The 23960-nt window shown below is 44.6% G+C and carries 21 protein-coding genes; 8 read left to right on the top strand and 13 right to left on the bottom strand.

What is annotated here, in order from left to right; genetic code table 11:
• Positions 1-7: 7 nt before the first annotated feature.
• A complete protein-coding gene (locus RJD38_RS17975) occupies positions 8-574 on the bottom strand; it encodes a malate synthase (protein WP_065546785.1) in 567 nt (188 codons plus the stop codon).
• Positions 575-734: 160 nt separating this feature from the next.
• Between RJD38_RS17975 and RJD38_RS17970 the strand changes: the two genes are divergently transcribed.
• Positions 735-2255: a DUF3612 domain-containing protein gene (locus tag RJD38_RS17970; RefSeq protein WP_065546784.1), complete on the top strand. Its 1521-nt coding sequence runs from the start codon at positions 735-737 to the stop codon at positions 2253-2255.
• Between the two features lie 307 nt (positions 2256-2562).
• Here RJD38_RS17970 and RJD38_RS17965 read toward each other — a convergent pair whose 3' ends face one another.
• The gene (locus RJD38_RS17965) at positions 2563-3930 is read right to left on the bottom strand and encodes a diguanylate cyclase (protein WP_065546783.1); all 1368 of its coding nucleotides are present in this window, start codon (positions 3928-3930) and stop codon (positions 2563-2565) included.
• A 101-nt stretch (positions 3931-4031) separates the two neighbouring features.
• Positions 4032-5240 carry an IS4 family transposase gene (locus RJD38_RS17960; RefSeq protein WP_032073033.1) on the bottom strand — a complete coding sequence of 403 codons (1209 nt, stop codon included), beginning with the start codon at positions 5238-5240 and terminating at the stop codon, positions 4032-4034.
• Positions 5241-5489: 249 nt separating this feature from the next.
• Here RJD38_RS17960 and RJD38_RS17955 point away from each other — a divergent pair, with 249 nt between their 5' ends.
• The 3 genes from RJD38_RS17955 to RJD38_RS17945 all read left to right on the top strand — a co-directional run bounded on the left by RJD38_RS17955 (position 5490) and on the right by RJD38_RS17945 (position 8669).
• Positions 5490-6071, top strand: a complete 582-nt coding sequence (locus tag RJD38_RS17955) for an alpha-ketoglutarate-dependent dioxygenase AlkB family protein (RefSeq protein ID WP_065546782.1) — start codon at positions 5490-5492, stop codon at positions 6069-6071.
• A gap of 119 nt (positions 6072-6190) precedes the next feature.
• A complete protein-coding gene (locus tag RJD38_RS17950) occupies positions 6191-7261 on the top strand; it encodes a DUF3541 domain-containing protein (RefSeq protein WP_005595318.1) in 1071 nt (356 codons plus the stop codon).
• 250 nt (positions 7262-7511) lie between these two features.
• Positions 7512-8669, top strand: a complete 1158-nt coding sequence (locus tag RJD38_RS17945; protein WP_367971668.1) for a GGDEF domain-containing protein — start codon at positions 7512-7514, stop codon at positions 8667-8669.
• Here the strand turns inward: RJD38_RS17945 and RJD38_RS17940 are convergent.
• Both RJD38_RS17940 and RJD38_RS17935 read right to left on the bottom strand, forming a co-directional pair.
• Entirely contained in the window at positions 8666-8968 is a 303-nt protein-coding gene (locus RJD38_RS17940) for a hypothetical protein (RefSeq protein WP_065546780.1), read from the bottom strand. The two genes, RJD38_RS17945 and RJD38_RS17940, sit on opposite strands and share 4 nt — an antisense overlap.
• Positions 8969-9259: 291 nt before the next feature.
• Complete coding sequence (locus RJD38_RS17935; RefSeq protein WP_005595314.1) at positions 9260-9538, bottom strand: pyrimidine/purine nucleoside phosphorylase; 279 nt, start codon at positions 9536-9538, stop codon at positions 9260-9262.
• Positions 9539-9990: 452 nt separating this feature from the next.
• Between RJD38_RS17935 and RJD38_RS17930 the strand changes: the two genes are divergently transcribed.
• From RJD38_RS17930 to RJD38_RS17920, 3 genes are all read left to right on the top strand, one after another.
• Positions 9991-10416, top strand: a complete 426-nt coding sequence (locus RJD38_RS17930) for a DUF2850 domain-containing protein (RefSeq protein ID WP_065546846.1) — start codon at positions 9991-9993, stop codon at positions 10414-10416.
• A gap of 195 nt (positions 10417-10611) precedes the next feature.
• A complete protein-coding gene (locus tag RJD38_RS17925; RefSeq protein WP_065546779.1) occupies positions 10612-11709 on the top strand; it encodes a mechanosensitive ion channel family protein in 1098 nt (365 codons plus the stop codon).
• A gap of 281 nt (positions 11710-11990) precedes the next feature.
• Positions 11991-12869: a transposase gene (locus RJD38_RS17920; protein WP_065546778.1), complete on the top strand. Its 879-nt coding sequence runs from the start codon at positions 11991-11993 to the stop codon at positions 12867-12869.
• A 354-nt stretch (positions 12870-13223) separates the two neighbouring features.
• Here RJD38_RS17920 and RJD38_RS17915 read toward each other — a convergent pair whose 3' ends face one another.
• The gene (locus RJD38_RS17915; protein WP_005595309.1) at positions 13224-14114 is read right to left on the bottom strand and encodes a LysR family transcriptional regulator; all 891 of its coding nucleotides are present in this window, start codon (positions 14112-14114) and stop codon (positions 13224-13226) included.
• A 116-nt stretch (positions 14115-14230) separates the two neighbouring features.
• Between RJD38_RS17915 and RJD38_RS17910 the strand changes: the two genes are divergently transcribed.
• Positions 14231-16252, top strand: coding sequence for an alkyl/aryl-sulfatase (locus tag RJD38_RS17910; RefSeq protein ID WP_065546777.1), 2022 nt, complete (start codon positions 14231-14233; stop codon positions 16250-16252).
• A 169-nt stretch (positions 16253-16421) separates the two neighbouring features.
• Here the strand turns inward: RJD38_RS17910 and RJD38_RS17905 are convergent, their stop codons facing one another.
• The 7 genes from RJD38_RS17905 to RJD38_RS17875 all read right to left on the bottom strand — a co-directional run bounded on the left by RJD38_RS17905 (position 16422) and on the right by RJD38_RS17875 (position 23571).
• On the bottom strand, positions 16422-17438 hold the full coding sequence (locus RJD38_RS17905; RefSeq protein WP_005595306.1) for a CNNM domain-containing protein: 1017 nt from the start codon (positions 17436-17438) through the stop codon (positions 16422-16424).
• A complete protein-coding gene (locus RJD38_RS17900; protein WP_005595304.1) occupies positions 17435-18811 on the bottom strand; it encodes a hemolysin family protein in 1377 nt (458 codons plus the stop codon). The genes RJD38_RS17905 and RJD38_RS17900 overlap by 4 nt, the downstream gene beginning before the upstream one ends.
• Positions 18812-19148: 337 nt before the next feature.
• Positions 19149-19418, bottom strand: a complete 270-nt coding sequence (locus tag RJD38_RS17895) for a DksA/TraR family C4-type zinc finger protein (RefSeq protein ID WP_005595302.1) — start codon at positions 19416-19418, stop codon at positions 19149-19151.
• A gap of 366 nt (positions 19419-19784) precedes the next feature.
• A complete protein-coding gene (locus RJD38_RS17890) occupies positions 19785-20927 on the bottom strand; it encodes a mandelate racemase/muconate lactonizing enzyme family protein (RefSeq protein WP_005595300.1) in 1143 nt (380 codons plus the stop codon).
• Between the two features lie 114 nt (positions 20928-21041).
• Positions 21042-22013 (bottom strand): DMT family transporter, encoded by a 972-nt coding sequence (locus RJD38_RS17885; RefSeq protein ID WP_065546776.1) that lies wholly within the window; start codon positions 22011-22013, stop codon positions 21042-21044.
• 53 nt (positions 22014-22066) lie between these two features.
• On the bottom strand, positions 22067-23242 hold the full coding sequence (locus RJD38_RS17880) for a UxaA family hydrolase (protein ID WP_005595297.1): 1176 nt from the start codon (positions 23240-23242) through the stop codon (positions 22067-22069).
• Positions 23242-23571, bottom strand: coding sequence for a UxaA family hydrolase (locus RJD38_RS17875; protein WP_005595295.1), 330 nt, complete (start codon positions 23569-23571; stop codon positions 23242-23244). The genes RJD38_RS17880 and RJD38_RS17875 overlap by 1 nt, the downstream gene beginning before the upstream one ends.
• Positions 23572-23960: the final 389 nt, after the last annotated feature.

Raw genomic sequence — 23960 nt, 5'->3', positions numbered from 1 at the left:
ACACACCTTACAGTTTGAAGCAGCAATCAAGTCGGTAGTCATCACCGTTCTTAGCGGTGTATTCCTTATCTTCACTGCAGGCACATGGACGGCCCTTTTGATCCCCTTTCACCAAGCTAATCCAATGGCGCATCGCCGCACTTGAATCCGCTTGTGGGAATGTGGTGCACGTTTCCATCTGGATATCATCAATATCGATATGTTCAACTGCCCCAGTGCCTTTGTGGTGACCAAACAGCACTTCCATGTGGCTACCATTGCCATCACGTAGCACAATGGAATGTGGGTCTTCTTTTTCACCAGTAAAAGCCACAAAGTGCTTAGGGTGCTTCAAACCACTATGACGGCCATCTTTGAAGTAAGCCATTACGTGGCGGTAATCAATCACATAAGCGGTTACATCACTGTGTGAACCATTCTCAAGCGGGAACAGTCTATCAAGTAACTGCTTGGCTTTGAGTTGTTTCTCTGCTGATTGTTCAGCATTGATTGCTTCCACGGCAAAGACTGCATTTGCAATAAATGGCGCTGTATTCGTTTGAATCTCATTATTATCGAAAGTTTGCATATTCATAGTCTTTCCCTCGCGGATAACACATCATCTAAGTCCCTACGCAGTTCATGAAACTTGTTTAGCAATTTAATGACAAATTTGTGAACTTGCATACTTTGTAGACTAGCGAATTTTTGACTACAATTTCACAACAAAAATTTTACAATGTGAATTTTACAAAATGTCCTTGTCAAAAAGCTTGATACGTCAGTCTCATTTCCTAGGAACAAAAATTAGGAATCTTAGGAAACGTAACCATTTAACGATGGAAGATCTCTCTGCGCGTTGCATTCGAATCAATCCTGAATATGCACCCTCCGTTTCTTATCTTTCGATGATAGAGCGAGGTAAGCGCGTACCAAGCATCGATATGCTTGAAGTGATCGCCGAAGTGTTCCAAAAAGATCCGGCTTGGTTTTTAGATGATGAGCCCGCTCACGAAGCTATTACCCCGGATAAAGGCAACCGCGGTGGGATCAGCGGCATGGCGCTCGAGCCAAGCTTTCTGTTCTCAAAAGACATTTTACAAATCGCCATCCCAGAAATGCTCTCGCAAACCGGCATTACTGGTCGTCAATTTGCGCACCTTTTGATCCGTGCTCATCAAGAGAGCCATCAAAACCACTTTCCCGATCTCGAAAGAGCGGCGGAAGAGGTTGGCCTCAAGCGCTTGAACTTGTCGGCGCAAGATCTTATGGATATCGCTCGTAGTATGGGGCTGACGATTCGTTGGATTTCCCGCTCGCCACAAGATGTGATCGATGAACTGGGGGTCAGCGCAAAACAAGTGGTCACTTCGTTTTTTGAACCGCCGGGCTTTATCTATATTAATGAAATTCTGCGTGATTACCCCACTCGTCTCAAGTATGACCTAGCGGTTTATATCGGCCATTGCGTCTTGCACTCAAAAGAAGGCTTAAAAAGTGTTCTTTCGGTCGGTCATGCAAATAGCTGGGAAGAGCATCCGGATCAAAACAGCAGCTCAGAGTTAAACTCGAAAGATATTTTGCAAGCATGGCGCGATTTTGAATCCAGTTTCTTCGCTGGCGCCTTGCTCTGCCCTAAAGTGCCCTTTCGTCAGTTGCTCGATCGCAATGGTTACGAAATAGACGTACATAAAAAGGCGGGAGTTTCGCCATCCGTTGCAATGCGACGAATGACCGTTGTATCGCCTTATCCTCACTGGCACTATTTCGACGCTTATGGCCAAAACAAGCTCAAAGCGGTGTATCGCGGTAATGGCATCCCGCTACCGTGGGGGAATATGCGTAAAGTAAACGACCCCTGCCAACACTGGGCAGTATTTAGACGTTTATCTGAACCACAGAGTGCCACTTCTGCACAAATCTCTATTTTGCACGTTGGGGATGAACCGCGAATCTATTGCTGCGAATCGATCAACATGACCGACCCTGCGGGTAACAATCGCGTATTGTGTGCCGGGATAGATCTCAACCCCGCCGTCGATGCGCAAGGCGGCCAATCGCGTGCCATTGCTGAAGAGTTAAAAGCCTTGTGTGTAGAAAGTGGTGGCAGCGCACCAATACCAAGGCATATCCAGCAAGAATTTACTACGATTGCGAAAATACTGAATATCAATTGGGTCGAAAGAGGGCTCTATTCTGACGCACGAGTTATCTGCTCACGCGGAGCCGTTTGCCCACGACAACCAAGTTGTTATCAGCGTTGTGGTGATAATTAACGGAGTAAAGTGATAAACCGACTGCGTTACTGAAATTTAGGCAGAAAAAAAGCCAATCACAATAAAGGTGATTGGCTATGTATGATTGTGAACAAATATTCGGTTCACTAACAACGTCAGTTGGCTAGGTGACCCTCGGCTTAATAAGGGTCATTTCTAATAAAGCACAATGCGTGCCAAGTTTTCAATTTATCTAAACGATTGTTTTTGGACAATTATTCAGCTGTTTCATGAAAACATCATGCATAGCGCTTTTGCAAAATGCAAATCTGATATATTTTGCAAATGTGTTTATTGCAAATTGCAATTACCCTTGTTGGCGATGTTGATTTTTAACTTGATACATTCGGCTGTCAGCTAACTTAAACATCTCCTCCACGCTCATAAATCTTCGGTCGTAGAGTGCATAGCCAATGCTCACTTCAATGTTGATAGCGTGATGCTCATACATAATTGGGGTCGTACTCACTGCTCGATTAATTGTATCCATGATGGCTTCTACATCTCGCTCAGCCATCACTCGAGGCAACAGTACCAAAAACTCATCGCCGCCAACCCTTGCGACTATGTCTGAAGCCCTTAGCGCGCCCTGAATTCGTTGTGCTGTCGCTTTCAATACTTTGTCCCCCGCATCATGACCTAACCGGTCGTTAACCGCTTTAAATTTATCGAGATCGATATTGACCAAGGCGAAACCCTCATTCACGGCAGAGCTTACCGCCAGTGAGAATTGGTGCTGAATAGTAAACATAAAGTAACGTCGATTAGGTAAGCTCGTCAGCTCGTCGTGTAGCGAGCGTTCGTTTGCAGTGTGGTACATACGTGATATCGCAAGAAACGACAGCGAGATGGCAAGTAAGGCGCTATAGCCAATAATGCGCGCGCTGTGTACTTGATACCAATCCAGTTGATTTAAGAAATCATTTCTTGCTGAGGCCGCAATCACCCAATGTCCATAGGGAAAATATACATTTTCAATTGCAAAAGCATTGGTGAAGGTTTCTTTTTCACCGAAGAACATCTCCCCCGCATGGCCAGAGCTATCGACCCCACGTAGAGCGATATTATATTGCTGATCTAACCGATATACGCCTGCGTCTTCAAAAAGAGCGGTCAAATCAATCACAACGCTGCACACTCCCCAATAGTTTTGGTTAAAAGGAGCATCGGTAAAAATAGGCAAGCGAGCAATCAAGTGCCGGCCTCCTTGATACAATTCCACAGGCCCTGCAATAAACGTTTCTTTTATCGATTTGGCTTTCTGAATCGAAGACCATTGTTCGGGAACCATCCGATAATCTAGCCCTAATACGGACTCATTACCCTCAAGCGGATAGATATACTTAACCACATCATCGGGCGCTAGCCCAATCACACGAATATGGCGACTACGTTGATAAACATTTTCAGCCAATTTGTTCCAATCCAGTTTCTTCATATCAGGATTTAGTGCGACCAAAACTGGCAAGCTATTCAAAACATAGATATCAGAGACAATCAACGACTCCAAACGAGAACGCACTAAGGAAAGATCTTCTTTGGCATCTTCTTGTTCTAACGAATTGAGATATTGCTGTTGATAGCGATTTAAATACTCCACCCCCATCACAGCAATGAGCATAAACATTACCCAACATAAAAATAACGGCCAATACCAGCCTTGGCGGTGCTTCATTCTACCGCTCCCCCTTAAACAAGCTAAATGCGACTCGCTAAAGCGCTATTAGCCAAAAAAAACAACTTGGCGCTACTATTGCTTTGCACTGAGGGATCCCCTCATAATTTCCCCAAAGCACAACCATGTTTGAATAGATTTTGAGCAAGCAGGGTTGCAGCCGCGAGCAAGTCTTCCCTCGTTATTGTGTAGCCAGAATGCCGCAAAACTTCCATCCCTAAGCGCACTGTTGAGAGTACATTTCGATTTTTGACAGTGTTAGCTTGGAAGTGCTTATCCCAACCTTGTTTCTGACCATGAACTCCAGCAAGCCAAAATGTCAGTTGAAGCATTAGGGCGATTAGCAGCATGATATCAAAGCGCTCTGAGCTGCTAGTTCGGCTATGACGGAGGCCTAAACCGTAGGCTGGGCTTTTCAAGTCTCGGAAGGTTTCTTCAATTTGCATACGCTTCGAGTAGAGCCTAACAAGTTGCTTTGGTGTTCGGATTTCAACGGGCAAGTTAGTCGCTAAAACCCATGGTTCTTTTGTCGAAGCGGAGTAGATTTTAGGTGACGGATGATGACAATTAGTCCGTGTCGAACGCTGATTTTTTCGGCCTTTAGGACGTGATTTATACAGTGCAATTTGACATGAAATTGGGTTGCTCTTAGTCAACCTCTTATAGCCTAAAGTCTTTGAGCGACTTGAGGATATGCTATGTAAGTTGCTGATAGGTTGCCAGTTTTCCGCACCTAAATCTGCATATTGCACTTTCCCTCTGACTCGACTTAACCAGTACCAACCTAGCTTTTCAACGGATTTATACCATGGCACTTTAAAGCCAGCATCACTGACAATGAGCGGTGTAGTGTTACTCGGTAGAATGCTTGCAAGGTCGGCTAGAAATTGGTCATGAGCCTTCTTTGAACATTGCTCTGAAAGCGGAAAGGCTTTCTCATAAAGAGTAATAGAACGACCATGTAGTGCCACCGAAGCCCGCAATACCATAAGCCGTTTTTGCTCACGAATATCAGACCAGTCAACAAGAACAATGGGCATCGAATTACCTGAACAGATAAAGCTGGCATGCCAACGGTATACAGCGAGTCGCTCTTTGTGCAAGTGACGATTACCTAACAATCTGTCGATTCGTTTGATGTTATGTTTTGTTCTGGCTTTCGTTGGCAGGTTACGACCAAGTTCGGTAAGAGTGAGCGTTTTACATTCAAGTAATGCGTGGCAAGCCAGCGTTAAACTGTTGAGTCGTTTTAAGTGCAATTCAGGGCAGAATTGGTAAAGAGAGTCGTGTAAAATATCGAGTTCGCACATCTTGTTGTCTGGTTATTGATTTTTCTCAGAACCATTTGATCACATGACAAGATGTGCATCTACCTTAAATTTATGATTTTTATCAAAATCATTAGGGGATTCCTCAGTGCTTTGCATGCTACTGTCATGATCAACAGAGCGAGGCTGCAATTTATATTTTTATCATTAGTAAACTATAATACGCGGCGTAGAATTCACCGTCAAAAAAGGCAATTTATTGATAAATTGAGCCGATAGTGGAGAAAATAGATGGAAAAAAGCAGGAAATGGCAAACTGTGCAGGATGGCAAGCTCTTATACCTGCCCGACTTTATCGCTAAAGAGGAAGCCGATGCTCTCCATTCACTTTTGTTGCATCGAACCGCTTGGCAGCAAAAATCCATCTCCCTATTTGGAAAAACAATTCCGCAGCCTCGGCTCATCGCTTGGTATGGTGAGCGCAACTATCAATATTCAGGACTGACGCTCGAAGCTCAACCAATGCCACAAGAAATCATCGCTATAAAACAGCGATGCGAACAGATATGCCAAAGTCAGTTCAACTCCGTCTTATTAAATCTCTACCGCGATGGTCAAGACTCAATGGGATGGCATCAAGACAATGAGCCCGAGCTTGGTGTTAACCCCGTGATAGCTTCTCTCAGCTTGGGGGCAAGTAGAATGTTTGCTCTTAAACATACCCAAAGTGGTGAAGCTATTCGCCTAGAGCTTTCCCACGGCGCTTTGCTCGTAATGGGCGGGACCTTACAGCACTACTGGAAACACGCTTTACCTAAAACAAAACGGCCTAAAGAGCCGCGAATTAATCTCACCTTCCGCACCATCAAATAGGGCCATTTATTGAATTATTTCGACTTTAAATAACTTTACGTGAATCTGACTGATTACTCACATTGACAACAGTAATGTTTGTTATTGTTGTATACTCATCATTTTACTAGGGATATTCGATGCGCCGCTATTTTCTCACCCTCATACTTGGCCTAACCCTATCACATTCTGCTTTCGCTGATACACAGAGTGAACAATACCAACAATCAGCTGATTTGATCCGTCAAACTTATGAGCAAAAGCTCTTCACACTGCCTGCTTTCAAAGAAGGCCACTATGGTTTGCGAATGTATCGCCAAACATTAGATAAAAAATACTCCGCGGCAATCTGGAGTGATCTTGCCCGCGTCGCGAGCCGATTAAATTACTTCGCAGCAGACGTAAACACTCCGGAACAAATCTATCTTTATTCAGAAAAACGCCTAGAAGGTTACGTTGGTGACGAAGATGAACGCAGCATGCGTCGCTATACCGTCACAAAACACACACCAGAATATCTCTACCTGGGCGTCGACTTACTTGGCTCGATGGCAAGAGCAAATGAATATGGCCTCAAGCATCAACAAGATGCAAAATTGCGTCAAGTGATCCGCCGTTACGATTTTAACCACTACGCCAGTGATCCTGAGATGATTCGCGCATGGGCAGCGCAACTAGCCAATCAAGTTTACTGGTTACGCCAACTTGGAGAACAAGATGTCGTACCGGCTTTTATCGAAGCATTTCGCAAAACCTACCCTGACGATAAAGACAGCAAACTCTCTCCGCAGCAATACGGCAACAAACTGTATGGCATGACGCACATCATTTTTGCTGAATCAGAGTATTACCAAAAACAGGTCAACGAAAAAGATCATCAATGGATCTATGACTACTATCGAGACAATATCGATGAGATTCTGATCCGCGCAAAAGAAGATGTCATCGCAGAAGTAGGGATTAACTTCTTACTCGCCGGCCTTGAAAATGACCCAGTGGTGGCCAAAACACGCGCAGCCATTGCCGCTGCCGTTAATAAGCAGCATGGTATGGTACCTTCAAATACTGGCGACTTTGACTTCTCCAAAGGTGAGCACCGCAATGTACTCGCGATCATGTTGCTCGATTGGCAACAAGTAAACCAAGCGCCAACCTACACCAATCAACCTGAGATCTTCACGCGACTTCCTTATGGGCTTGAAGCCAAATAACCCATCATACGCCCTCCTCCGAGGGCATCTTTTTATCAAAAAAAGCACCGCTACTCGCTCATCAACGTCAATCTGCATGATCTTAGCGGATCAAATAACCCGAGCAACTTTCCGCTTTGTAACGAAATCACACTATAGATTCATATAATTTCAAGACCTTGGTCACAGTAAAACACCGCTATCCAGACTTCAGAGTGAATTTAATCTCCTAGACTTAGGGCAGAATATGAGTCAGGAGGCATAGCTACAAATGAGTAATTTTGTCGGCAGACACTTAGAAGAAATGGCAGATATCCGTGCAACTCGAAAGTGTAAATTGGTGCGCCTATGCTCGCTACTCTCTATCTGCATGTTGACTGGTTATGGTTTTGCTTACTTCGCGAACCATGAAAATGTATTCGCGACCATCAACTTTGTCTGTTGCGTGGTGTTAGCCCTTAATCTTTGGCACCTTCACTACCATCGCAGCCTCAATTACTCAGACCTAATCCTCACTGGCGTACTCATGCTGCAAGGCGTGATATTGCTTCTCTACAGTGAACGCTTTCCTGATCGCTTAATGTGGATTTTCCCTATTATCGCCGCAACGATTTTGATCAATGAATTTAGAACCGGTCTTTTGTTCAGTGTGTCCTTTTGCGCCTTAGCGATCGCCGCAAGCCTGTTTACCGATGCGGTTTTTACTCAGTTGAATACCTCACATGAGCGTTTCATTCTAAGCCTTGTTGTCATCTGCTTGATCTGCAATACCGCCTCTTTCTACTACTCTAAAATGCTCAACTATATCCAATCGCTCTACCGTGAAGGCATAGAAGATCTCGCCTACCTCGATCAATTAACCGGGCTGGCTAATCGGTGGAGTTTTGAACATTGGGCAACCAAAAAATTGGCAGAAATAATCCACTTACCTTCAACAACCGCTCTGGTCTTTTTAGATATTGATGACTTTAAAGAAATCAATGACACCTACGGACACGAAGTGGGCGATCGAGTGTTGCAGCAGTTCTCCAAACGGTTAAAGAACAACATTAGAACCCGAGATCGTGACAGTAATAAACACGACTACTCAATCGCAAGATTTGCCGGAGATGAGTTTGTCATTTTACTTTACGATGTCCGCAGCAAGCAGGATCTAGAAGGTATTTTGCATCGAATTTGTCATTTATTTCAGGACAGTTATTCAGGTTCGAAACAGGTCAGCAGCTTAACCGTTAGCGTCGGGGTAGCGTTATATCCTCAAGATGCAGATAACTTACACGAGTTAACACGTTGCGCGGATAAAGCGATGTATGCGGCGAAACATAAGGGGAAGAATCAATTTCAGTATTACCACGGTGAAACACTTTGTTCACTGCAAGAGATTCCCACATTAACAGAGGGCAATGTCAGACAGATCAACAACGCTTAACCGGTCATGTACATCACCCAAAGTAACCCAACTAACGCAACAATGAGCCAAATAGCGTAACGAACAGAACGCTTATTTTCCGATAACGAGGGAACAATCGGCTTGAGTACTCGCTGTTTCGCACGTTTCACGATTGCGTCGTCTTCACTAAGATCTAAATCCTCCGCTCGTTGGCGTTGCTCACGCGCAATCTGAGCACGATTAGCGACTCGACCAAAGCGATGAAGTTGATCAGGAGTAAAACCTTCATCAGGATCATAACGTGAATTTGAGTCAGTACGTCGGGAACCAACTGCCATACTTACCTCCTCATAAACGATTATGAATAGTATAAGTATAGTCAACTGATTGAATTGTAGACACGGATATTACGAACTCACCCATCGAATTTATCGAACATAATGGTCAGTTTTACCAAGGGGAGTTGATAGAAAAAGTAACGCAGAATAACGCTAAGATTTTTACTTATACTCAATAGCTGCAATATAAGTGGGGATTGGGGAAAGAATTATAACCGACGAAGACATCATCCACTGTCGTCTGTGATTAAAAGCAGTTTGGTTAATGCCGCGCCTAAGCGCGGCACTTTTTTATAGATATTCGCAGAAATATGCGGTCGCCATTTCAACACGAAGTTCAAATGAAGAATCACCTGAAACGTTAAATGACTCACCGTCTTTGAACGTAGTCCAATCAAGCTCACCTTCACGTTTGATCGTTAGTGCACCTTTAATCACGGTCATTTTCTCTGGAGATGCGGTGCCAAAGGTGTATTCACCAGGAGCCATCACACCCACACTTGATTCATCGCTTAGTTGAGTAAACGCTAGTGACTGTACATTACCTTCAAAATAAACATTGTGTTTCATTTTTCTTCCTTGAGCTTGCTGAATAATAGTCATCGACTCAACACTATCGCTCAGCCGATTTTAAAGTGATCTTTTATCCTAAATTTATCCGTCCAACAAGCACTAAGTGAATAAACTTATAAATCAAAGCCTTAAAATAGCCGCTGATACAGTACCACGCGTTCTTTCGTCAAGATCTCTTTATTTGTTGTAAATGACTCTTATATACTGAGTTACCTATTCTAAAGGTATAAGACCAACCTCTTACGTTTTATGCTGTGTTATCGTGAATAGCAAAATGAGTTTGCGCTCAATATCAAAGTTTCTCTGATTGGGATTGCGTTCATAGACGAACTCTTACAAGCTTTGGCATCAACATGCAATCTATGCCTTAGTTTGTTTTAGGAGTCGTTGTCGTGGTCGTGTATTCCTCAAAAGACCGATTTAGGTCTCGCTCAACGCCTAACTTATCTATCGTTCAGGCTCTGTTTGTCGCCTTTTGCTTAGCGACTTTTAGTGCTTTTATTGTCGCGATTTACTTCAGTTATCTCGATTATATAGACCCCAAAAATGTCCATGGCAGATGGATTGAAATTGGAACGGCGAACTATAACCAAGATACCCTTGAACTCAATTCTATTGGCGTGTTCCGCAATCAACGCCTAATTGCAACTCGATTTGAATTTGATGGTAAGCAGGTGGTTATCTTAACTGGTGCAGGTAAATCCATTTATCAGCTTGCAGGCACATTCAACTCTCCACAACTTCGCCGTATACAACCCAATAGTCCGACTCAACGTTTTATAAAACAGGGATTTGAACACACTGTCGATATGGAAGGAGGAGGGATAGCAAAGCGTCGTCGCGCAGCTCTTGCAGAACATTTTAGCGAAAAATGATCGGCTCGTTTACAACCGGGGATTTTTCTTAACGGCACCATTTTCGTGGTTATCGCTTGCGTATATACTTGGCCACAACTTACACCCGATTTTTTGTAGGCATTAAGTTATTACTAGAATCGGCTTGTCTTACCCATTCAACAACGGATCACGTTGGGGTGATACAACACTTATTAACAATAAAGAAATCACTAAATGAATCAACTGAACCAGCTCTTGCCGACTGATTGGGCTTCCTTTTCTAACCAACTCGATACCAATGTATTGTTTATTACTATCGCAAGCTTTGTGGCCTGGATTATTTGGCGCATCCTCTATGGCCGACTTGAAGCCTTGGTTAGCCGCACCGCCTTTCATTGGGATGATTTAACACTGAGCGCGCTTAAAACACCTATTAGTACACTGATTTGGTGTTGGCCTGCCACGATTTCACTGGGGTTTTTATTGCAAACCCATATGGGATCAAAGCTAAATTGGCTCAGTACCCTAAAACTCATTTTAGTCATTGGTATCTTTGTCTGGATAACGATGCGCCTTATCAATAATGTTGAAGAGTTTGTATTAAACAAAAAGAATCGCGATGAAACTACCGTGCAAGCCGTCGCAAAAGTTGCCCGCTTGTTCTTTATTGTAATTGGCGGGCTCACGGTAATGCAGGCGTTTGGTCTGAGTTTATCCGGCCTATTAACGTTTGGTGGTGTCGGTGGTTTGATTGTCGGCTTGGCGGCCAAAGATCTCCTTTCGAACTTCTTTGGTGGCATGATGATCTATTTTGATCGTCCATTTAAAGTTGGCGATTGGATCCGCTCACCAGATCGCCAAATCGAAGGGACTGTTGAACGTATTGGCTGGCGCATGACCATTATCCGCACTTTTGACAAACGTCCAATCTATGTACCTAACTCCGTGTTTAGCAACATCGTGGTCGAAAATCCTTCGCGCATGCTTAATCGCCGAATCAACGAAACCATTGGTATCCGTTATGATGACAGTGCAAAAGTAGCACTCATTGTAAACGACATAAAAAGCATGTTAGAGACGCATCCCGATATTGATGCCAACCAAACACTCATAGTCAATTTCAATGCTTTTGGCCCCTCTTCGCTTGATTTGTTGGTTTATACCTTTACCAAGACAGTGAACTGGATTCGGTACCATGAAGTGAAACAAGATGTCCTGCTCAAGATCATGACGATAATCCATCAACATGATGCCGATATCGCCTACCCAACCCAGACATTAAAAATCGACCCAGTGCATGCGGGTGAAATTCCGCAAATTATTACTCCGTAGTACCCTAAATACGGGGCTTGTCGAGCTTTCTGGTATAACCTCGCTATAGAATACCAAAAGGTACCAGAAGGGACACACACTATAAAGTAACCAAAGTATGGTTTGCTGATAACCTCGTGGTAAGTTCGGACATTGAGTCTTGCCGCTCTGTTTCTGCCTTTTATTCTTGAGAGATTAAACACCACTCGAGAACAATAATGACGACAGCCAGAAGACAACAGATATCCGTCGATGCAACGCCTTATTATCACTGCGTTTCTCGCTGCGTTAGGCGTAGTTTATTGTGTGGTATTGACCCGTTAACAAAGCAAAATTTTGAGCATCGCCGCGAGTGGATCAAAAACAAAATATATGCACTCTCACAAGTCTACTGCATCGATATTTGTGCCTATGCGATTATGAGTAACCACTATCATCTGGTCGTGCATATCAATCGAGACAAGGCAGCAGCCCTGCCTAATCATGAAGTGGTCGAGCGCTGGCAGCAAGACCACAAACTCCCAAGTCTTGTTTCACGCTGGTTATTGGGGCAATTAACCACTGAGGCGGAAACAGAAGCTTGTCTGTTAATCATTGACTCTTGGCGCTCTCGCTTATGGAGTCTTAGCTGGTTTATGAAAGAGCTCAATTTTGATATTGCTTGCCAAGCCAATAGAGAAGAAGATTGCAAGGGGCATTTTTGGGAAAGCCGCTTTAAAAGTCAGGCTCTGCTCGATGAGCAAGCTCTCGCTGCAGCGATGGCTTATGTCGATTTAAACCCATTAAGAGCAGGCATTGCCAATACACCAGAAACCTCAGAATTCACTTCGATACAAGTCAGATTGAAAGCGTTAAATAATCAACAAGAAACCGCTCCTTACCTGCACCCGTTTATCGGTAATCCAACCAATGAAAAACTCGATGGCATTCCCTTTCGGCTAATGGATTATATTGAACTGGTGGATTGGAGTGCGCGCCAATTTCGAGAGGACAAAGCTTGTTTAGAGGCCAATGTGCCGCCGATACTGCAACGGCTCAACCTAAACCAGCGCACTTGGCTCAAAGCCTGCACTGAACTAGAGCGTCATCGTAGTACCGCCGTCGGTTGTCTCTGCACTATCGAGCCAGCAAGAAGTCACTTAAACAAAAAGCGACTACATCTGTTTCGCTTAGATGGTTGAATATCGCAATTTTCTTCCCTTTACAAAACGACCAATACCAACGAATGACCATATTCGTTTATTTCCGTTCCTCCAACCTCACTCTATTTAACTGATATCGAATTTATCCCGCAAACAAACGCCAAAAAAGAAACAAATTTACACAGCATCGACAAGTTTAAGGTTGCTCGACATCTCAATATCGCTGTTGCCTTTATTATGTCTGTCCTTGTTAATAAGTGCCTGTCCTTGATAAAGGTTGCTAACCCACTACACCTGAAACGTTTTGAGGCATTTTTGATTCTGACTGTTATGTCTGTCCCTAATAAAAAGTACCTACTCCGGCAACTTTATCGCGTGTGTCCTTAGTAAAGGTTAAAAATAGGACTTAATTTTTTCTCGCAACCACATGTTGGCGGGGCTTCTTCTCTCGCGATTATGGGCTAATAAGCGGTATTTGACGGGCTTGAGAGTAAACGGGCAATCCAACACTTGGATGCCTAACTTATCGGCAAATGCAGTTGCGATACTTTCCGTCACAATCGCAATGCAATCACTCGTCGAAACCATCGTCATCAGCGACACCAGAGAGGTACATTCCGCAGCGACTTGTCGCTCGCTTAAGCTCTCCTCAGTGAAATAATCCGCCATATAAGTATCTTCGCGGCGTAATTTCAACGTGATGTGCTTCTCAGCATAGAACTGTTCGCGAGTTATTGCACTTTCGACTCTAGGGTGCCCTTTTCTCGCAATAACAAGTACTCGATCTTCAAACAGCTCTTCAATAAAAAAAGAACCTGTCGAGTAGTTAGATAATTCAATCGCAAGGTCAGCTTGATATTGATTAAGAGCCTGAATCAGCGCTTCTTCATTAGAATGTGTTGGCAGCAATTCAATGGTGACATTACCTAAGCTGTCATCAGCTTCTAGCTTAGGCAGCAGCATTAGCATCACCGGTTCCGATGTATAAAGCACAAACTTACGTGGATTCTGGGTTGAAAAGCCCTCTAACCCTTCCAGCGCATTACTAATTTGAACCAATGCAGGCTCAACATGGCGCATTAACTCTTGTGCATGCTGTGTCGGTGCGATCCCTCTGCCGGAGCGAACAAATAACTGACTGCCCACCTGCTGCTGCAAACGTTTGAGTAAACCGCTCACTCCCGGCTGAGTTAATCCCATCTCTTCCGCCGCCAAGGTAATCGATTGATGGCGATAGACCACCACAAAGACTTTGAGCAAATTTAGATCTATGTTCGTCAGCATCCTTTCTCCAAACATAACATTTCATGATGTGTTAAATACAGTTTCATGGATGTATTGCGATGTGTCAATCCGCTAAATTACATCCATACCCGATACGCACCCCAAAGAGGTTCCCTATGAAAACTCGTTTTACTCCATCCGTTCTTTCTCTGGCAGTCATTGTCTCATTTGGTGCAACCGCCAACGACTATGCCTCTATTGATACTTACGAGGGAAAACCAGCTTCTAAGTTCACGGAAAATGCCAATACCGCCACCGCGAAAATACTTCCTTGGGATGACACCTCTGCGTTTGAACGCACGACCCGTGGACTGATTGCTGAATTTGGTACACATGAAGCCGGCGAGCTAAAAAACCGTTTTGAATACATGGCTGATATGTCTGTTAACGATTTACCAGCAACCGTTAACCCATCAATTTGGCGTCAAGGCATGTTGAATTACGCCGCTGGAGGCTTATACCAAGTGACTGATGGCGTCTATCAAATTCGTGGGGCAGACTTATCCAACATGACCATCTACCGCACCGATAACGGTTATGTGATTCACGATCCTCTGCTGTCTCGTGAAGCGGCGGCGGCCTCTTGGGAATTTGCCAAACAGCACCTACCTGCAATTAATGGCGAGCATAAAATTACGGGTATGATCTACTCGCACATGCATGCTGACCATTTTGGTGGCTCTCGTGGCGTATATGAATCTGGTGATTTCGCAAAAGATGCCGAAATCTATGCGCCAAAAGACTTCATTAAGGAACTCGCAGACGAGAATGTAATCGCAGGATCAGCAATGGGACGCCGTGCAAACTACCAGTACGGGACAACATTGGATAACAACACGAAAGGCATAGTGGATAACGCGCTTGGCCTTGGCACATCACGAGGTGAAGTAACACTAGTGGCACCAACAAAAGAGATTCAAGAACGTGAAAAAGTGATCACCATTGATGGACTCGATTTCCACGCGATCAACATTCCCGGAGCAGAAGCACCTGCCGAAATCGTACTCTACGTACCACAATACCGCTCACTCAATACCGCTGAACTGACTTACGACGGCATGCACAATATTTATACTTTCCGTGGTGCTAAAGTTCGTGATGCGCTGGTTTGGACAAAATACCTAACTGAGCTAAAAATGCGCTTTGTCGATTCTGGTTTAGTCGACAATATTCACGCTGCACACTCAGCGCCGGTATGGGATAAGGCCGATACTGACATCAATGAAATTGCTGAGTACATGGCACTACAGCGTGACAACTATGGCTTTATTCACAACCAATCCATGCGCCTTGCAAATCACGGTGTCACTATCCACGATGTAGGCCGCCAAATCGAAGAGATAGTGCCACAATCTCAAATCGACACATGGCACACGAATGGTTATCACGGCTCATACAGCCACAACGCTCGTGCGGTCGTAAACCTCTACCTCGGTTACCATGATATGAATCCGGTAAACACAAACCCACTGCAAACCAAAGATCAGTCATGTGTGTATGTCAATGCGGCAGGCGCAGACGTAATGTACAAAGCCGGTATGACGCATTTTAATGCAGGGGAATATCAGCAAGCATCGCAGTTGTTTAATGACCTAGTGCAATGTCTGCCGAATAACATTGATTACCGTTTTGCGCTCGCAGACAGTTTTGAGCAGCAAGGTTACCAATCTGAAACTATGGCATGGCGCAATAGTTACTTACAAGGTGCAGTTGAATTGCGTACTGGTGAAATCCAAGAGTCTATCAAGATCGCCTCACCAGATGTCATTGCCAACACGCCAACGGGAATGTTCTTAGACTTTATTGCCGTTAGTCTGAACGCACCAAAAGCAGAAGCGGCGGATCTCAATTTCAACTTTGGTGTTTACCACCCCGATCTAGAAGAGCGTTACTACGGTGAAGTGTCTAATGCCAACATGGCAAATATTGAGGTCGATAAGCTGCCAAACGTTGACTTTGAACTGATCATCAACAAAGGTGACTTCACCAAAGTAGTACTCGGTGAAACAACACTAGAAGCGCTCTTTAAATCAGGTCAAGCAGGTGTGAAAGGCGATGCTGCACTACTAGAACAACTTGCTGGCACCTTAGATAAGTTTGATGGCATGTTTGAAATACTGCCAATGCCAAACAAGTAAACAACACTCGATGACAAACTACCCATAATAAATAGAGATAAAAAAGGACCGAACATTTTCATGCTCGGTCCTTTTTTGTGCCAGCCAAATAGCATTATGCTGATTGATGGCATCGTTATGTGTTACGTGTTTGTATTAAGCGCCGAAACTAACGCTCGTCAGCAATGCATTAGTTAGCAGCGGTCGTTGGTAGAACACGTTTTAAAATGTCAGCCAGTGTCACTACGCCAACCATTTTTCCGTCTTTACTGACGACAGCTAACTGCACACTCGCTTTACGCATACGCGCTAGAGCTTCATAAATTGGCGTTTTTGAATCAAGCACATACGCATTACGCGCCACTTCTCGTGCTGGCTTTTCCGCCGGCTCTAAAAGCGTATCACGCACGTGAACCACTAACGGTTTTAAACCTGACTTGCCACAAACAAGAATACGTAAGTGACCCGATGCCATCGCTGCCGCGCGCACTTCAGCAACCGTTGCATTCTTATCAACATGCGCCATCACCTGCCCTTCTGTTACTAGGGTTTCGACAGGGATTGAGCTTAGATCAATCAAGCCAGACAGTTGCTTTTGAATATTTGGTTTCAGCGTACCCACTTTGCCTGAGTGCTCTACCAATTGGCGAATTGTATCGACATCTTGCCCACCAACTGCCGCGCTTTCTACTGGCTCAACACCAGACGCTTTCACCAAACGGTTAGCAATGCTATTGATCCAATTTAACAATGGACGTAGCGGCCAAACGTAGGCTCTTGCCACAATACCGATGGCTAATGCTGACTTTTCTGGGTGTGCGATAGACCATGATTTTGGCGCCATCTCACCGACAACTAGGTGTAAGAATGTCACCACAAATAGTGCGAAACCAAACGCGGCGGCATCTGCTGCCCAATATGGCAAGCCCATTGCTAGAAATACCGGACCAACCCATTGATCAACGGCGGGTTTGGTCACTGCACCCAATGCAAATGTACAGAAGGTGATACCCAATTGAGCACCCGCCAACATCAGCGTTAAATCATTCATACCGCGTAATGCTGCACGCGCTGAAGCGCTTTCAACGGCGATTTCTTCTAAACGGTGACGACGAGCACCCATCAAAGCAAATTCGATGATAACGAAAAAGCCACTCAATATAATCAGAGCGGTCGTCACTAGGGTGACAATCAAAGGATCGGTCATGCTTCATCCTCCACGATTGGTTGCTCTACCAGTTTTACACGAACCTCAGTTGGTACATGTCGCTCAATACGTAGCACATCCACCTCTAGATGGCGTGCAATCGGCTCACCAGAAGCCAGCTCTGAAGGATCAATTGGCAGCTCAATAGTGACTGTGTCACCTTCCGCAGGCAATGCACCGCGTGCCGCAATCAACATACCCGCAATAGTCTCTACATCGCCGCGTGGTAAGTCATAACCAATCGCACGTTCAACTTCATCAATATGGACATCGCCTTCCATCAACCATACGTTGCCACTTTCAGACACAACTGCATCACCATTATCTTCATCATGCTCATCGGTGATTTCACCCACGATCTCCATCGCCAGATCTTCGATCGTCAACACGCCTGCAAAGCCGCCGTATTCATCGATGACACACGCCAACTGATTTGTTGAAGTCACAAGATGCTCTAGTGCATCAGGCAATCGCATCAAGGTTGGGAGTACCGTTGCAGGTCGCATCACCTCAGCAACCGTGTCGTCCGCATTACCCGCGTCGATTCTCGCCAGTACATCCGATAGATGAACCACACCTACCGGCGCATCATCGTCATTGATCACTGGGTAACGAGTGTGTGCTTGTGCCATTAGTGACAGCAGTTCGGTCAATGTGGTTTCAGGTTCAACCCAATCCACTTGCGAACGAGGCACCATTGCATGTTCCACATCGCGCTCAGGAAAGTCGAGGATACGATCCATCATCAGTGACAATTCCACTGGCAAATCTCCGCTTTCGCGTGAGTTGGCGATGATATGGTGTAAATCTTCTTCCGATGCACTGACATCAAGGTCATGCACAGGTTCGATGCGAACCGCTCGCAGCAGTAAGTTAGCCGATTTGTCGAAGAAGCTAATGATCCAGCCAAACGCAGACATGTAAATCAAAGTCGACCGAGACATCATGCGTGACATTGGCTCTGCGTTAGCAATCGCAAGATTCTTAGGGTAAAGCTCACCCATGATCATCTGCACAACCATCGCAACACCAAGGGTAACGACAGTACCAATCGCAATCCCTGACTCAAGAGATAATCCAAAACCTTGCAATAACATGCCCATCGATTGACCGACGAGTGGCTCGGCAACAAAACCTAATACTAGGCCTGTGACTGTGATACCAAGCTGCGCGCCAGACAACATAAAGCTGGTTCGTTTGGTTACCGCGAGAGCGCGTTTTGCGGCTTCATCACCGGTAGCGGCTAAGGTGGCAAGTTTGGCTCTATCCACCGCCATATAAGCGAATTCTTGCGCAACAAAATAACCGTTTAGCGCAATAATGACCAAGATGAAGAAAATACCGAATAGAAGGGAAAGAAGGGGCTCAATCATTGCTGCGTCCTCCCTTGATAGTTAATACCAGTAAGGGGTGACACAATCGACTAGAGTTGGGGTCCACAAATTAATCCTAAGTAATAATAAGAAGCACAGTATATTCCCGCTGGCGTTAATTCGTCTAGTTAATAGTTACATAATACCCTGATAACAAAATTCGACAGAGTGAACCACTGAAAAAACCATCAACTCAGGAAATACAACGCACTAAGAGCAACTTGAGCGCTCCGACGAGCGCTCACCATTTACTGCGTTACCGCCTGTTACAATATAGAATGAGTGTAGACCGCATTTTTAATCTCGCCATCTCAATGAACGAGCACGTTGCTTTTGATCAACGTAGCTGGCTATCTTTACTCGCGCGGCGGTTAAATAAGCTGCTTGCTTTGAATAGCGCATCTTGCTTTTGCTGACACTCAACACACAACTCAACACCCGGCATGATTTTGCGGCGAGCAGCCGGAATCAACTCACCACACTCCAAACAATAGTCGGTCTCGTTGTACTCTTTATGCAGATTTGCTCGTGCACGGTTAATTGCATCGCTCACCGTCGCATCGATTTGATCTTGAACGCCACCATCTCTGGTGAATCCATTAGCCATAATGATCTCCAAATTTAATGAATGACTAGGAGAGTATTATCAAACAACTGACTCACGTTGATAATCCATCGCGAAAGGGAATCACTATTACACAACTGTAATAATCGTATATAGCTCAATCCGTGATGGTCATTGCGGCATTTTGCTTATTCATATTCACAGAGACAGCTTAACCTTGCGTTAAACTCCATTTTTCCTGGCTTCAAATAAAAAAAGAGACAAACCTAAGTTTGTCTCTTTGCCTGTTCCACTCTATGTCGTCAGCCTAACCCATGACTTAACGACTTACCTTGCTCCCAAACGCTTGGTACGAGTGAACTTTAATTAGAGGCGCAGATTGCCCCCCTACTTAAACGGACGACTTGATTAGTTAACGCGGTACTTTGCGATGATTTCTTCATCAAGCTCAACACCCAATCCAGGGGTATTTGGTACAGCGACGTAACCATCTTCAAAGGCAATTTGGTTTTTCACTAGTGACGTAAACAGTGGACTGGTGCTTTGAGAGTACTCAATCAGATCGCCGTGTTCACGAGACGCAAGGAAATGCACCGTTGCTGCAATCAGAATACCGGTTGAGAAGCCGTGTGGTACTAGCTTCATGCCAGCCATGTGCGCCATATCGTAGATCTTAACCATCTCAGTAATACCACCACAACGTGTTACGTCTGGTTGTACAAAGTCAGCGCCTGATTTTTCGATAAAGTTCGCGAACTCGTAGCGAGTCGTTAGTGTTTCACCACCAGCCAGCTTTTGCGAAGTCGATTGAGAAACCTTACGGTAACCCGCTAGCACATCATCGGTGATTGGTTCTTCGATCCATAATAGATTGAACTCTTCTAGCTTCTTCGCCATTTCGATCGTGTGACCCGCAGTGCGCCATGCGCTTGCTAGGTCGATAGCGATTTCAACGTCTTTATTGATGCCACGTGCTGTCTCACACACGGTTTTAATGATTTCGTAGTCAGTTTCCGCATTTTTACCTAGCGGACCACCACCAAATTTTAGCGAAGTAAAACCTTGAGCAAGTAGTTCAGTCGTACGAGCAACGTTTTCTTCTTTGATAGCAGAAGGGATAAACGTACCGTAAGCACGGATCTTCTCGCGGAACTTACCACCAAGTAGTTGCCATACTGGTACTTTGTAGAACTGACCAGCAATATCCCACAACGCCATATCGATCGCAGAGATTGCGTGGATCATGGTTGAACGACGGCCAGCATAGTGAGTGCCGTTGTACATTTTTGTGTAAAGACGCTCGATCTCTAGTGGGTTTTCACCAACAAGAAGACGCTCTAGACCTTGTGAAGAACCGTGGCTTTGAGATGCTTTAATGCACGCTTCGATCATCATCGGTGAGCTGTCAGACTCGCCCACGCCTGTGATACCTGCGTTGGTATGAACGCGAATTAATACGCCATCTTCACCCCATTCACAGGCTTCATCAAAAGCAGGAACGCGCAGGTGGATAACTTCTACTTCAGTGATTTTCAATTCGTTAAATAACATTTTATTTCTCTGATATTAATAAGGCTCTTTCCTGCAGGGTAAATCGTGGAGCTATCTAGCGAGCAGGAAAGAGACTGTCAGTGCCAAGACTGACAGTCAATTCGCAAGAATTAATTACGCAGCGGCTTTTTCATCAACAACAGGCTCAATAACCGCTTTCTTAGTGAAGCGATCACCTACTGTGTAGATACATAGCGCGATAACTACGGTTACAACACCAGCCAATTTTTGTAGAGTCATCAACTCACCAAGTAGGAAGTAAGCGACGATCATTGCAAATAGCGGTAGAACGTTCAGTGCCATCGTGGTGATAACGGCATCTTGAGTTTTCAGTGTTGCTACTTCCCATAGTGCATAAGCGATACCAGAACACAGTAAACCTAGCGATAGGATCGTCGCGATGTGTTTGCCGTTCTCAACCAGTACAGAGGCTGAAGCGAAATCTGCGCCAGTCACTAGACCAACAAACAATAGTGCGACTGTTGCTGCACCGAATTGGTAGAAACAGCTTGAGAAAGTGTCGTAACGAGAGTTTAGGTCTGAGCCAAATTTACCCAAGATGTAGTTGTAAGTCACAAAGCCAAGCACGCCGAATAGTGCGAATAGGTGACCTAGGTTTAGACCTTGGATTTTATTTGATGGGTCGTAAGCGATAACGCCCGCACCAATTAGAGATAACACTACGGCGAATACTTTTGGTGCAGATGGTTTGATCTTATCAATCACAAATACCGCAAGCATGGTTAGGAACGGAGCCATACCGTTGATAACACCGATTTCACCCGATGAAGTGTATTCGTACGCTAGGATAGTAAAGTAAAAGAACACCGCTTGAGCAGATACACCTGCTGCAGCCAACAGAAAACCGTCTTTTTTGTTTTGAATTTTCTTTAGCGTATGCTTTTTAGAAAATATAAATAGAACAACGAAACCTAGTGTTGCGATCGCGTAACGGGCAATAGCTAGCACAACCGGATCTAGCTTACCAGCGAGAACACCACCGAGAGGGAACGATGCGCCCCATAGAGCAGCACAAACAAGGGCGATAGTTAGACCAACTGATTTATTTGGAGCAGGTTTACTCATTTTCTTATTCTCAAGTGAAGGGGCCGAAACGCCCCTTTTAAAGGCAACAGTGATTATTGAGGGCAAATACCGATTACATGTTCTAAACGCTGGTCTTTTTGGTATAGAGACGCATAAGCAAAACCAACACCTTCAAGGTTGGTCGGCGCGCCACTTGCTACCGCAAACACTTTATCAATGATCTGATTTGATACATTGTCGATAGTGTCTGTCGCATCCATGATCCCGCAGGCATTAATGTCCATATCAGCAGTGATAAGAGACGTATTGCCAGAAACGCGAATAACAGGAACAATTGAGTTGTTGAAACCCGCAGCGCCCGCAGTCCATAGGATCAACTGACAGCCAAGTGATGCGAAGTGCATTGCCGCACCACCACACAACATGGTTGTTTCAGTTAGGTAGAAACCAGGAACCGTTGGTTTTTCACGGTGAATATGGTTAATGCGCAGGCAGTCTTGAATTGGACGAGTACCTGTTTTATGCATTGCACCTTGTGATTTTTCATCAATCGTCGTTAGGCCACCAACACTGTTGCCGATAGACATGGTTTCAGTGCCTTCGATAACATGCCAGCGCTTCAGATCTTCAGCGATCAAGCGTTCAATTTTCTCACCCACTTCAGGAGTAACAGAGCGCTCTTTTAGAATATCTTCACAACCGAGTAGCTCAAGCAGTTCGCCAGCCATGGTGATCGCGCCCATATCAACCAGTTTGTCTGATGCCGCGCCCACTGATGGGTTAGAAGCCAAACCACTTGACGTATCTGAACCGCCACACTTAATACCGATACGCAGTGCTGAAATTGGAGCATCAACGCGCTCTACGCTGTCTGCGTATGCTTTTAGCTCTTTTGCTAGCTCAACACCATCTTTAATTGTTTCAATCGTACCTTTGTTCTTGATAACGGTAAGCGCATGAACAGGAAGGCCTTCTTTACGTACAGGCTCTGCAACCATTTCAGGGTCGATTGAACCACAACCCATTGCGATAACAAGCACACCCGCAATGTTTGGGTTAGTCGCGGTATGGATGATAGTGTCGATCATCTCTTCGTTACCACCGTACATACAGGTGTAGTGGTTAGTCACTACCACTGAATCATCAATTTCTTTACTGATGTTGCGCGCAATGCCTTCACAACACTCATCAATCGCAACAATCATGACGCTGTTACGAATACCAAATGTACCGTTTGGACGTGGGTAGCCTTTAAATGTGGTAGTCATTATTGCTCAATCCCCATTTGTTTGATGATTTCTTCGATGATCGCTTCAGGAATGTCTAAACGCTCGCTACGAACGTTTTGTACATGGACAAGTTGACCCAATGGAATTTCAACAATCGACTTACCGATCGAGTGACCGCATTTTAAAATATGTTCACCGTTCGCCACGTCGCAAAGCGCGATCTTATTGCCGAAGGTAATTTTCTGCAGAGCATTCACTTCTGCGATCACTTCATTGTCTGCGGAAATAATTTCTACTAATTCGTTTTTTTCCACGTCACCCAGTAGCGTCGCTACGTTGTCTGTAGGAGAAAGTTTTATTGCTTTCATAGTTATATTCTCTGTTTTGCGATTAACAGTTAAATGTCTATTGTTCGACAATCGGCAGTATACAGATCAACAAAAGACAAAATATGATAAATGTCACAATTTGATGTAATAACTTTCAACATGTAAAAACATGGCAATTTCAGGCAATAGAGAGAAATTAAAACCGAGGGAGAAAAAGGTAGGCAAGCTATTGAATTAAAATAAGATAAAACTAATATTCACAACGAATAGAGAACCGGATTCTCGATGCATTAATTGCAAAACAATCTGTTTTCAGTCGATTTTCGCACAGTATCCATCAACAAAAATTCAGCAAAACAATCGATTTCATTCAGCTGATTAACTTTAAAAGCCAAATAAGCCAACAATTCACAAGATTTCGCTACGCA

It is taken from the genome of Vibrio scophthalmi (assembly GCF_040869025.1).
Lineage (GTDB): Bacteria > Pseudomonadota > Gammaproteobacteria > Enterobacterales > Vibrionaceae > Vibrio > Vibrio scophthalmi.
This window is presented reverse-complemented; position numbering and strand designations above follow the sequence as displayed.

What these genes read in the sequence shown, in the direction of transcription:
- RJD38_RS17975 (WP_065546785.1), bottom strand. Translation starts at nt 574, where the DNA reads ATGAATATGCAAACTTTCGATAATAATGAGATTCAAACGAATACAGCG.
- RJD38_RS17970 (WP_065546784.1), top strand. Translation starts at nt 735, where the DNA reads ATGTCCTTGTCAAAAAGCTTGATACGTCAGTCTCATTTCCTAGGAACA.
- RJD38_RS17965 (WP_065546783.1), bottom strand. Translation starts at nt 3,930, where the DNA reads ATGAAGCACCGCCAAGGCTGGTATTGGCCGTTATTTTTATGTTGGGTA.
- RJD38_RS17960 (WP_032073033.1), bottom strand. Translation starts at nt 5,240, where the DNA reads ATGTGCGAACTCGATATTTTACACGACTCTCTTTACCAATTCTGCCCT.
- RJD38_RS17955 (WP_065546782.1), top strand. Translation starts at nt 5,490, where the DNA reads ATGGAAAAAAGCAGGAAATGGCAAACTGTGCAGGATGGCAAGCTCTTA.
- RJD38_RS17950 (WP_005595318.1), top strand. Translation starts at nt 6,191, where the DNA reads ATGCGCCGCTATTTTCTCACCCTCATACTTGGCCTAACCCTATCACAT.
- RJD38_RS17945 (WP_367971668.1), top strand. Translation starts at nt 7,512, where the DNA reads ATGAGTAATTTTGTCGGCAGACACTTAGAAGAAATGGCAGATATCCGT.
- RJD38_RS17940 (WP_065546780.1), bottom strand. Translation starts at nt 8,968, where the DNA reads ATGGCAGTTGGTTCCCGACGTACTGACTCAAATTCACGTTATGATCCT.
- RJD38_RS17935 (WP_005595314.1), bottom strand. Translation starts at nt 9,538, where the DNA reads ATGAAACACAATGTTTATTTTGAAGGTAATGTACAGTCACTAGCGTTT.
- RJD38_RS17925 (WP_065546779.1), top strand. Translation starts at nt 10,612, where the DNA reads ATGAATCAACTGAACCAGCTCTTGCCGACTGATTGGGCTTCCTTTTCT.
- RJD38_RS17915 (WP_005595309.1), bottom strand. Translation starts at nt 14,114, where the DNA reads ATGCTGACGAACATAGATCTAAATTTGCTCAAAGTCTTTGTGGTGGTC.
- RJD38_RS17910 (WP_065546777.1), top strand. Translation starts at nt 14,231, where the DNA reads ATGAAAACTCGTTTTACTCCATCCGTTCTTTCTCTGGCAGTCATTGTC.
- RJD38_RS17905 (WP_005595306.1), bottom strand. Translation starts at nt 17,438, where the DNA reads ATGACCGATCCTTTGATTGTCACCCTAGTGACGACCGCTCTGATTATA.
- RJD38_RS17900 (WP_005595304.1), bottom strand. Translation starts at nt 18,811, where the DNA reads ATGATTGAGCCCCTTCTTTCCCTTCTATTCGGTATTTTCTTCATCTTG.
- RJD38_RS17895 (WP_005595302.1), bottom strand. Translation starts at nt 19,418, where the DNA reads ATGGCTAATGGATTCACCAGAGATGGTGGCGTTCAAGATCAAATCGAT.
- RJD38_RS17890 (WP_005595300.1), bottom strand. Translation starts at nt 20,927, where the DNA reads ATGTTATTTAACGAATTGAAAATCACTGAAGTAGAAGTTATCCACCTG.
- RJD38_RS17885 (WP_065546776.1), bottom strand. Translation starts at nt 22,013, where the DNA reads ATGAGTAAACCTGCTCCAAATAAATCAGTTGGTCTAACTATCGCCCTT.
- RJD38_RS17880 (WP_005595297.1), bottom strand. Translation starts at nt 23,242, where the DNA reads ATGACTACCACATTTAAAGGCTACCCACGTCCAAACGGTACATTTGGT.
- RJD38_RS17875 (WP_005595295.1), bottom strand. Translation starts at nt 23,571, where the DNA reads ATGAAAGCAATAAAACTTTCTCCTACAGACAACGTAGCGACGCTACTG.